Below are 9,840 nucleotides of genomic sequence, written 5' to 3'. Positions count from 1 at the left end.
GCAAATGACACTATACATCAAATGCCCAGCCTGTCTAAGTGACAATATAAAGAAAAATGGTTTCAAAAGCTATACCCCAGCGGAACCAGCCAACTCACCTTTTAAAACTATTAATAGACTACTTAAAACAGACTGGTATAATGGAACCACTTATACCAGTCTGCTGAACTCACTCTTACTGTACCCAAAGTCATGGTACCTTGCATCATACTCTTTTTATTACATCGTCTACTTTTTACATGCGTTTCAGTATTTTGTAGTAGTCATTACCCTGTTTAATAATTTGTGCTGACATACTATAAAAGTGCTAAGCACTATTATCGCTTGGCACTAGTATGCTTCTATCCTACGTGACAACCTCCAAATTACTGACTAAATCATGACTGCTAACAACGTTTTGAACGTCAATAAAGGTACTTTTACCTAACGCCCCAAGATTATAGCTTGCAAACTCATAGTATAAATTAACCACATCACCCATAATCAATAGCGCAGGGGTCGGTAGTTTTGCCTCAGCTTGCTGCTCGGCGATACTGCCAAGCGTACCGATTAGCAGCTGCTGAGTAGGCAAACTAGCATGACTAATTACAGCAAAAGGTGTGTTACTGTCGCGCCCTGCGGCAATTAACCCTTGGGTCATCTCATCTAGTCGATTCAACCCCATATAAAAGACAACGGTTTGCGTACTGTCCAAAAGTTCATCATAGTCATTATTAGGTGCACCTGATTTTTTGCATGCTGTTACAAACTTCACGGCTTGTGCATGATCACGGTGTGTCAATGGAATACCTGCTCTGCTTGCAGCCGCACTAGCAGCAGTGATACCAGGAATAGATTCAAAATGAATACCATGACGCACCACTTCTTGCAGTTCTTCACCACCTCGTCCAAAAATAAAGGGGTCGCCCCCTTTGAGCCTAACGACCGTTTTACCTGCTAGCGCATGTTTGACTAGCAGCTCATTGATACCTTCTTGTGGTAGCGCATGATTGGCACGGCGCTTACCAACGAATATCTTCTCTGCTGTCAGCGCACACATATCTAAAATATCCTCTGAAACCAAGCTGTCATAGAGCACGACATCTGCTTTTTGCATCACTCGCAGTGCTTTTAACGTGAGTAGTTCAGGATCACCAGAACCTGCACCAACCAAATGTACCGTGCCTACTTTCATATTTTTGTCTATACCTAATGGCTTGTCGCGCCCTGCGGTATGACAATTAGTATTAGACAAATGATTTGCAATCAATGTGGTAATAAAGGGAGATGAATCAGTCATGGTAATAACTCCTAATAACACTGTTAATAACGCGCAAACCTGCACCTAACAATGGCATACCTGAGAAAAGAAGAGCCTACAAGATACAGTGCAAACCCTATGCCATATTAGTAAGCAAGCCTGATCTTAGAAAGTTTTTAAGACGCATACTTTTCGATTAAGGTATTGATTTGACTCACGCATGAACCGCAGTTAGTCCCTGCGCGGCACGCTTTGCCAACCGCGTGGGCACTCATACATTGCTGCTTAGTAATCGTCTCGATAATAATATTCTCTCCAACTGCCATACATGAACACACCAATGGACCTGGATCAACATAACCTGTCGCTGGACGACCTGCTAGCAACCACTTATGACGTTGATTTTCTGGTATCGCATCAGTACTGGCAAAGCAACTATTGAGCCAATGAATACTGGGCAGCTGCGCCACTTGTGGCGCAAAACAAACGCTTAGTAGAAGCTGATCGCGTGGTATGTCAGACTTTGACGTGCTAATCGATGCATGATCTATCGCTTTACTATCTGCATCTACCTGCGTCGAGACGAAGCGAAGCTGCTTTGCTTGCTTGCTGCAAGTAAACGCACTATTGATGGACTCATTGGCTAGAGATGTTTGATAGGTATGGATGAAGTGCTGCCAGTAATCAGCATCAAGCAATTTACTGACGACGCTGTCTATGGGACTGGCCAAGGTAATCAAAACGCTATTAGTTTGACGACTTAAACTCCATGTCAGTGCGGGCAACGCAGGCAATGCGTCTGCTATTTCAAAATCTGCATTGGTATCACAGGAAGATATCGGCGTATTTTTATCCTCGGATTCTGTTTCAGAGTTCAATATGGTCTCACGCAGATGCACTATAATGGTGTCTTGTAAATCAGGATGCACCAAAATCTTACCATAAGTTTTCATCGGTACAGGCATCACGCTGATTGCGGAATTTTTTAATTCAGGCTGTCCTGAATGTGGATCAACGACTGTTGGAATCAGCGTACCTACGCGCGCAAAACGAGCGAAAGCTCTACTCCAATGCATCGGCATAAAAGCATCTCCTGCGATCATACTATCGCTGATGGCAACTTGTGCGAGCACCTGACTGTCTGTAGTGGTATTACTAGAAACCATGTACTGCGGCTGGCTCTGTATTGATAAGTTTTGCTTATCGCTTTTCTCGTCGCTTTTATCATAGCAAGGACGTAGCTGTACATAATCGCCTTGGTCAACACCGAGCTGCTTGGCATCATGGGGGTGCACGGTGAGCGTTGGTACAGATGCGTGTTGGTTGAGCTGCGGTGCAAGTCCTGTGCGCGTCATCGTGTGCCATTGATCGCGAAGCCTACCTGTAATAAGCCGTAGATCTACCGCCCCTGAGTGATGCTGATGCAACGTATGACTGTCATTGTTTTTTTGACTATCCGCGCTTTTCGATCTCAATCGTTGCGGATGCCTATTGGGTAAGCTGCCGTGACTGGGAGGCGTAATGGCAATAAACTTTGTTTTGCTGGGTGTAATACGTGCGCCGCCCCACTGAAACGGGGTCATGACATCGTATGCGTCACGGCTGAAAGAAACTACGTCTTTATTTTGCTGCTCAAGATGGTCTGGCTTTATCAGTTCTAGCGACCCTACTGGCTCTAGCGAAAGATCTTTTGCTAAATTAAGATAGCGCGGTTGATTGCTCGCTGATATATCTTGGCTGGCATCATTTCTATAAGCAGTTAGGGCGATATGCTCATTAAATATATCCCTAGGATGCTGATAATCAAACCCTGCCAAACCCATGCGTTTAGCGACGTGCGACAGTATCCACCAGTCAGGCTTTGCTTGTCCGAGTGCAGGCATCAAAGCCCGCTGGCGCGAGATGCGGCGCTCCGAATTGGTCACTGTGCCTGATTTCTCCCCCCAACCCTGTGCGGGCAAAACAATATCTGCACACTTAACCGTGTCGCTGTCGACGGAGCAGTCAGATACAATCACCAAATCACAGGTAGCCAATGCGCGGCGAAACTTATCAGCCTCAGGCAAGCTGACGACAGGGTTGGTCGCCATAATCCAGATGGCTTTGATACGGCCATCTAGTATGGCATCAGCAGCATCGCAAGCTTTTACCCCAACCTCTGCGGCAAGCGGTTGCGGCGCTTGCCAAAAATCAGCCACCAAATGACGATGCTGCTCGTTATCTAGGTCTAGATGCGCGGCAAGTAGGTTCGATAACGCGCCCACTTCACGCCCTCCCATCGCATTCGGCTGACCGGTTAGTGAAAATGGACTTGCACCTACTCGGCCCACTCGCCCAGTATACAAGTGAGTATTGATGATGGCATTGACCTTGTCGGTACCACTCGCAGACTGGTTGACGCCCATACTAAATGCTGTGATTGTTCTATCGTTTGCAGCGACCAGCTCATAAAACTTCCGTACAAGTTCCTCACTGATACCGCATGCCGTCGCCACTTTATCAATCGTCCATGTTTTTGCGGCCTCTAATGCGGGCGTGACATCCTGACACTGCTTAAGATAGTCCTTATCACCACAGCCTTCTTTCTCAAGATAATGCAGCAGTCCGTTATATAAGTGGGTATCCGTGCCGACAGTGATGGGCACATGTAAATCGGCAAATTCACAAGAATCAGTACGACGCGGATCAATCACGATTAGTTTTTTATTAGGATCACGCTTTTTGGCGGCTAAAAACCGTCCGAATAAGATAGGATGACACCACGCCATATTGGAGCCCACCAATACCAATAAATCACAAGACTCTAAATCTTCATAATTACTAGGCACTAAGTCTGCACCAAAAGCACGCTTATGCCCTGCAACTGCTGAGGACATACAAAGACGCGAATTGGAATCGATATTATTATTACCAATGAAGCCTTTAATAAACTTATTGGCAACGTAGTAATCCTCTGTAAGCAGCTGCCCTGACACATAAAACATTACGCTGTCACGCCCGTGTGTCGCTATAGTGTTATTCAAACGACTGGCAATATCATCCAATACTGCCTCCCACTCGACAGGCTGCTTATCTGTTGGTTGTCCTTTTGCAATTGATCGCTGTTTGTCTTGATAATAAGGCTGAGTCAACCTGCGCTCAGTGCCCAATGTTTGTGCCAATGCACTGCCTTTTGAGCAGAGTTTACCGAAGTTTGCTGGATGATCAGGATCGCCTGTCACGCTGACTACACCTGCCTCATCGATGTTTGCTAGTACGCCGCAGCCTACGCCGCAGTAAGGACAAGTGGTACGAATAGGACTGATCAAATCTTCAGTGTAAGTTGTAATGCGAGAGGACGGTACGACACTGAGGGCTTGATCGTCATTTAAGATGGTGCTGCTCATGATGCCTCTCCTATTAGGTGTGCGTCACTTGGCACGGCAGATTCGGGCTCAGCTGCTTCTATTTTCTCTACATCGCAATAGGCTTCGCCAAAGATAAGGTCTTCTTTTATCGAGGATATGTCACTGCCATCAGTGATCAGCTGACTATAAAACCCGCTTTCACTCACATCACCGTACAGTACCGTGCCAATAAGTTTGCTTTCTTTAATATAGAGACAAAGATAATGATTGAAGCTCGTTTGCTGATAGACCACGCGCTCTATCTGCATCATTTCACTCTCATCGAAAGCAATCTGACCTGCTGAAAAAGCCGCGATGCCAGATACTTTTAATTTTAAAGATAAAGGCTTACTGATAAAGGGACACCAGTTATTTTCAGATTCGTGTGGTCGCGAGTCACTATTGGCTGTCTTACGACTTGAGATACGTGGCGCTTTTAAGACAGACACCAAAGTATCGACCTGTTGATTGACAGGAGCCACCATCCCGAATAGCTCCCCGTCCAGCTCGACACACTCACCGATCGCATAGACATGCGGGCAGCTAGTATGCATAAAGTTATCTACAAGGATACCTCGGTTAACATCAAGACCACTTTGCTGCGCCAGTGTCATATTGGGGATGACGCCAACTGCCATGACAATAAAGTCTGCTGGCAGTGTGCGACCATCCTTTAACAACAGACCATTAACCTCGTGTTGATCATTGACCGTAATACATTCTGTGTTGGCTAATACCTCCAGCTTGACACTTCGACTGAAGAGTTCTGCTTGTAGCAGATGAGCGGCGGGCATATCAAGCTGTCGGTTGAGAACATGACTATCGACATGAACCACTGTCATATCTGCCCCTTGAGACGCCAAAGCGCAGGCGGCCTCTAGACCCAACACCCCGCCACCAATGACGAGACCCTTTTTTGCTTGGCGCGCGTACTCCGTCAATACCTGCACATCAGCAATATCTCGAAATACATGAACACCCTTAGCATCATGATTGGCAAAAGGGATGACGCGAGCTTGCGAGCCAGTAGCCAGCACCAGCTCGGTATAATCTAGGACTTGTCCATCACTCAATTCAATACACTGTTGCTTGGTATCGATGGCATCTACCGACGTGCCAGCCAATACCGTGATACCCAATTGCTCATATTCTGCTAGCTCGTATAAATATGTCTCTTCAAAAACCGACTCTCCTGAAAGTACTGGTGACAGCATGATACGGTTATAGCCAACTTGCGGTTCTTTACTGATTAACGTAATTGGCAAACGGGCGGTGTCATCATTTGATTGCGTGCGAGCAAGCTCAATGGCAAAACGACTGCCTGCCATGCCCGCTCCGATAATAACGATGCCAGCAGAAGTCCGACGTTTAGAAAAAGAAGTATGGGTTGGTTCTGGTGAATCAAGTGACATATTCAGTGACATAGGAAAATCATTCCTTAGCCGCAACACGCAGCGTTGAATAAAATGGCTTGTCGTACTATTTACGTTTAACAAGGTTTTATAAAAAATAAATCAGCAACGATATGATAATGACAAATTGAATAAAGCAAATGCTGTGCCAAACCAATAAGGGATGACGTACGATCAGCGGTTCAGGGTCTCTGATATCGTTACTGTTATCAGGGCTGAAGTCTTGTAAGAACTCACCAATCGCTTGATACCTTGCCTGCGTACTAGAATGTAGCGCACGCATCAACGCTTGTTGGCTAGCAGCTGGCACTCGGTTTTGACGTAGGCGTTCTGCAGGTACGATCAGTGAGGCGGATGGGTTCATCAAATCTTGCGAGCTAAATGGCAGCTCACCTGTGAGTAACTCATAACCAATCACGGCAATAGAAAACAAATCAGAATGCACGCCTTTTGGGGCATCGGTGTAGTATTCTGGTGCAGCGTAGTGCAAATCACCATTAGGAGGACGCGTACTGTCTTTTAGTATGGAGGAGCTAGCAGAGCCAAAGTCGATTAACTTGACCGCACCTGATTGAGTTAATAATATATTTTCAGGCTTGATATCTTGATGCAGTAGATAGTTCCGATGCATCACACGGACCGCCATGCCGATCTTAGTAAGTAAATCGTAAGTTTGCCAAATATCACAAGGGGCTTGACGATCCATAAACACTCGTAGGCTCTCCCCTTCGATATATTCCGTTAAATGATATAAATAAGTGCTACTGGCAGGTACTGGGTAGTAGCGCAAAAGCCCCGACGCATTAGACGCATTAAAGGTCGCACTCAGTTTTTTAGAGACATCACTGGTTAAAAGCGGATCATGGGAGGATACGCTATTGGGGTCCACTTGATTATAAGCAGGCTCACCAATACGTTTGTGCTTGGACAGGCTCAAACCGATTTTGCGTTCCTTTAAAAACTCACGTAGATAATGCCCATCAGCAATGACATTGAGACTTGGCGACTTCAAAACAAATGCATGCTGGTCGTCATCCTCTACTAAATACACCTCACTGCGAGCCGTACGCGCGATGATTTTTTTGACCACAAAATTATCAATCTGTGCCCCTACTGCCAAGCCCGTTGGTAAGCGATAGTGATTGATATCCTGAGCGTGACTACTGTCGCTATCCACATTTTGATCAAGAGCAATGCCGTTGTCTGTTTCTCTATGCGTTTTGCTCTTTGTGAGTGCATCGTTCATGCCCAGCATGATCACACTGAGATTATCATGGCTACCCTCGCTAAAGGCATGCTCACATAAGCGCTGGCTTATCTGAAGATGGTCGATGATTTGATTGGGACATCCCACTGATTGGTGCATAATCTGTACCGCAGCACACAGCTCAAACTGTAACTCTGCGGGCGCGATAGACTCATAAACCCCATCAGTCATGAGCGCCAGACACTCGTTTTGATGCAAGGTAAACACCGACTGTTGCAGCTCAACTCGGGTATCAGCACCGATAGCAGCAGACAACGCCCCTTTGTCTCGTCCGTGGTGAATGTGATGGTCTTTGGTCAATAGCACCATACTGTCGATACCGATACGATAGATACGAGAGTCGCCTGTATGAAACAGATGAATACGGTCGCCTATGCATAGCAGTCCTGATAAGGTGGATAATAAAGCTGGCAGGCGCTCATACGCCTGCGGGAAATAAAGCGCATCATTGGCTTGGTGCACCGCCTCCTTAATCACGATGGCAACTTGATTGTCATCAAAGCGGTGTAGTGAATTTGGCGATTGCTCTTGCGCTTTGCTTGCAGAGTTTCTTTGCGATTCGCTTGATGCCTCATTTGCTTGCACCCTATCTGTCTGTACCATCTCTGCAAGTTTTGAGGTGATATAGTGTGTCACTGTGTTTATCACTGACTGACTGGCTTGTTTGGGAAACTGGCAAGCACTGACCCCATCAGCCATTAGCACTAATAGAGGCGCTGTAAAAGAGGTATGATCGCCACTATGCGCTGACGATGATAAAAAGGATGATAACGATGGAAACCCATAAGGCAAGCAGGTCGTTATGAGTAGGCTATCTTGGTTCTCAGCTTTGCGCCCTGCCATCGTACAAAAATCAGGCAGCCACAATGCAACGTCCGCATCATGACTGCTTACTTGACTTGTCTCTTTGGGAGCTTGTTTGACGCTCTCATACATAATTTAGCTCACTTGTATTTGAGCAAAGCTGCCATCTGGCATCTCTTCAATAATAACGCCTTCAGGCTCTTTTAATAAAAACAGCGCCAAGAAGCCAATCACTGCTGTTGCGGCAATCACAAAGAAGAATGCCTGATACGATACCAGACTCAGTACAGTTAGATAGACCACTGACCCGACGTTACCGTAAGCACCCGTCATTCCTGCAAACTGACCTGTCATACTACGTTTAATCAAAGGAATCACAGCAAACACTGCTCCCTCACCCGCCTGTACAAAGAAAGAGCAGAACATGGTAATCAACAGCGCAAGTGCGATCGGCCATGAAGAGTCAACGACACCCATCAACAGATAACCAACGGCCAAACCTGCAGTGAGAATCAAAAGTGTGATTTTGCGACCAAATTTATCACTCAACCAGCCGCCGCCTGGACGTGACATGAGGTTCATAAAGGCGTAGCTTGATGCCAAGACACCTGCCATGACAATCGATAAGTTAAAGGTTTCTTGATAGAAGAGTGGCAGCATAGAGACCACAGCCAACTCTGAGCCAAAAGTCGCAAAGTATAAAATATTCAAAATACCGACTTGCTTAAAGTCATATCGGTGCGCTTTTGGCACAGGCGTGGTAAATACTTCCTTATTAAAACGATAACTACTGATAAATTCATAAACGTATAACACCACCAAAGCAATATAGACGATGTTGACACTTGCCTGACTCAGCAAACTCACACCAGCTGGTGATAATTTCCACGCCAATAAGGCCAATGCCAAATACATTGGCAGTTTAAATACCATCATGAGCCAGAAGTCACCTGATGAAGTCACCATCATGGCACCCGATTTTTTAGGTTTGAAATACGTAGCACCCTTAGGGGTATCACGTACCATCTTATAAAAAATCACACTATAGAGCATCATAACCACCCCTGAGGTAGCCGTTGCATAACGCCAACCTTCCTCACCGCCAAAGATGGCAGCGGCCGCAATAGCGACTGTCGGTAGTAGCAGTGCCGCGGCGGCAGAGCCGAAATTTCCCCAGCCCCCATAGATACCTTCAGCTGTACCCAGCTCATTAGCAGGGAACCAGTCACTCATGAGACGAATACCAACCACAAACCCTGCACCAACGAAACCTAATAAAAAGCGTGATAGCGCTAACGTGTTGTAATCTTGCGCAAAAGCGAAGGTGAAACAAGGAATAGCGCCAATGGCTAAAATTGCAGTGTAAACAAGCCGCGGACCAAAGCGATCGGTCAACATACCGATGATGACTCGGGCTGGAATAGTCAAGGCAACATTTAATATCAATAAGGTTTTTACCTGGTCTTTGGTGAGGTTCAAGCTCTCCCCTATCGCAGATAAGAATGGTGCATGGTTAAACCACACAAAAAAGGTGAAAAAAAACGCCATCCACCCAAGATGGAGAATTTTGTTTTTACCGCTAAAAGAAAAGATATTCAGTTTGTTTTTATTTGGCACATCAGGTTTCGATGAAGGCATAGACGATTTCCTCAAATGGCTAACATTAAAGTTATAAAAACACGTTATGAGTCAAAAACTTATCAGTTGCGACCATTAAGAGAGTGCAATGGA

The 9,840-nt window shown here is 45.9% G+C and carries 5 protein-coding genes; all 5 read right to left on the bottom strand.

Translation table 11 applies throughout. The annotated features are described in order from the left end of the window. Positions 1–346: 346 nt before the first annotated feature. The gene (gene cobA, locus ACTXGL_RS12875; protein WP_443527140.1) at positions 347–1,279 is read right to left on the bottom strand and encodes a uroporphyrinogen-III C-methyltransferase; all 933 of its coding nucleotides are present in this window, start codon (positions 1,277–1,279) and stop codon (positions 347–349) included. A 137-nt stretch (positions 1,280–1,416) separates the two neighbouring features. Continuing rightward, positions 1,417–4,626, bottom strand: coding sequence for a molybdopterin-dependent oxidoreductase (locus tag ACTXGL_RS12870; protein ID WP_443527139.1), 3,210 nt, complete (start codon positions 4,624–4,626; stop codon positions 1,417–1,419). Then, the gene (locus ACTXGL_RS12865) at positions 4,623–6,050 is read right to left on the bottom strand and encodes an NAD(P)/FAD-dependent oxidoreductase (RefSeq protein WP_443527138.1); all 1,428 of its coding nucleotides are present in this window, start codon (positions 6,048–6,050) and stop codon (positions 4,623–4,625) included. The genes ACTXGL_RS12870 and ACTXGL_RS12865 overlap by 4 nt, the downstream gene beginning before the upstream one ends. Positions 6,051–6,126: 76 nt before the next feature. Then, positions 6,127–8,241 carry a protein kinase domain-containing protein gene (locus tag ACTXGL_RS12860; protein ID WP_443527137.1) on the bottom strand — a complete coding sequence of 705 codons (2,115 nt, stop codon included), beginning with the start codon at positions 8,239–8,241 and terminating at the stop codon, positions 6,127–6,129. 3 nt (positions 8,242–8,244) lie between these two features. Then, on the bottom strand, positions 8,245–9,747 hold the full coding sequence (locus ACTXGL_RS12855) for a NarK family nitrate/nitrite MFS transporter (RefSeq protein ID WP_372886705.1): 1,503 nt from the start codon (positions 9,745–9,747) through the stop codon (positions 8,245–8,247). Positions 9,748–9,840 lie beyond the last annotated feature (93 nt).

Source organism: Psychrobacter sp. T6-6 (assembly GCF_052258185.1).
GTDB lineage: Bacteria > Pseudomonadota > Gammaproteobacteria > Pseudomonadales > Moraxellaceae > Psychrobacter.
The sequence above is the reverse complement of the archived record's forward strand: the minus strand, read 5'-3'. Positions and strand labels throughout refer to the sequence as shown.